At 37.6% G+C, this 1467-nt stretch carries 2 protein-coding genes; both read right to left on the bottom strand.

All coding sequences use genetic code 11. From position 1 onward, the window contains the following. Positions 1-208: 208 nt before the first annotated feature. Positions 209-811: an anaerobic ribonucleoside-triphosphate reductase activating protein gene (nrdG, locus tag MMY95_RS15545; RefSeq protein ID WP_050557824.1), complete on the bottom strand. Its 603-nt coding sequence runs from the start codon at positions 809-811 to the stop codon at positions 209-211. An 89-nt stretch (positions 812-900) separates the two neighbouring features. Beyond that, on the bottom strand, positions 901-1467 hold a 567-nt coding region (nrdD, locus tag MMY95_RS15550; RefSeq protein WP_277602041.1), incomplete at its 5' end, for an anaerobic ribonucleoside-triphosphate reductase.

Below are 1467 nucleotides of genomic sequence, written 5' to 3' on the forward strand. Positions count from 1 at the left end.
ATTCGGTTTCTCGTCCCATTTACTTATACAGAGGCTAGTTATGTCACAGCCTCTTTGTTTATTATGGTATTATGTCGTTTCGTCTTTGTGGATTTTTCTTATTATTTCGAATGCTTCTTTTTTTGAAGAGTGTTATAGAGTTGTTCATTTGTATTGTTGACAATTAAATAGATTTTTAATGTACTGAGTAGCTTATGTTCTTTGTAAATTATTCCATTAATTTTATGAGTTTGTGTTGTTTTAATGATGCGGGAACATCAATGATACGTTGGTTGGAACTACCTCTAAAGGGATGGTCACCAGCTTTAAGACGTTCATCGAAACGACCATCAACTAAAACGTCAAGTTTTGATAACATTTCAAGTTTGTCGTCTGAATCTTTTAATAGTTCTTCCCACGTGTAGCCTGACCATGACCAAATATCTTTGGTCGGTAATTCTTTGCGTACACGATCAATTAACGGAATTAAAATATTTGTGTTTAAAAATGGTTCACCACCGAGTAGGGTGAGTCCCTGAACATATGAATGTGATAGATCTTGGATAATTTTGTCTTGAACGTCTTTTGTGAATGGTTTGCCGTTGTTGAAGTTCCAAATTGATGCATTGAAACAGTTATGGCAGTGGAACATACACCCAGAGACAAATAATGAGCCTCTAACACCGTTTCCGTCTGAGACCGATGGAAACTTCCAGTCAGCATAAAGTCCTTTGGATAAGTCTTTAGCTAACCATTCTTTGGGCTCAGGGTTAGCAAATTGTTTAATTTTGGTAGGTTTTGGATTTTTGATATGAATGTTTGGAGTTGTCATGTAATCATCCTTTTTTTTAATATTTTGAAACTGTGAAAAGACCATCACGCAACGAACGTGAATCGATCCTCTCATGGTCTTTATTTTGATTAATTGTTTAGTTTGCGAACTTTGTTTTTATCGGCAATGTCGGACTCCAGAAATTCGCCGTTATCTAAGCGGCCAAGGGTCCCAGACATATGCTTGACACGATGAATGATTTCGGCTTGACGACCGTGTTTTGGCGGACGTTTCATTGGATTGCCAAGATAACCGCAGATCCGGCGGGTAACGTCACTGGTTTCAGGATTTGAATTTCCACAGTTTGGGCAATGGTAGCCTTTTTCATCGGCTGTGTATTCGCCATGGAAGTCGCATTCCAGACAGTGGTCAATTGCGGTGTTGATTTCAAAATAACCAATGCCGGCTTTATAGGAATAATCCCAAATTGCTTCGAGCGCATCTAAGTTATCTTTCATACATGGTAATTCAACGTAACTGATAAAACCACCGTTTGAAAGTTTTTGGAAGGGTGCTTCAAAATCTAGTTTTTCGAACGGTGTTGGTTTTCGTTCAACAAAATAGTGAAAACTATTAGTATAGAAATCATGATCGGTAACAAATGGTACGTTTGGATATAGTTTATGGTCAATTTCTTCAAAGGTACTGTTCAGACT

The sequence above is a fragment of the Lactiplantibacillus sp. ME-2 genome (genome assembly GCF_022549155.1).
Classification (GTDB): Bacteria; Bacillota; Bacilli; order Lactobacillales; family Lactobacillaceae; genus Lactiplantibacillus; species Lactiplantibacillus plantarum.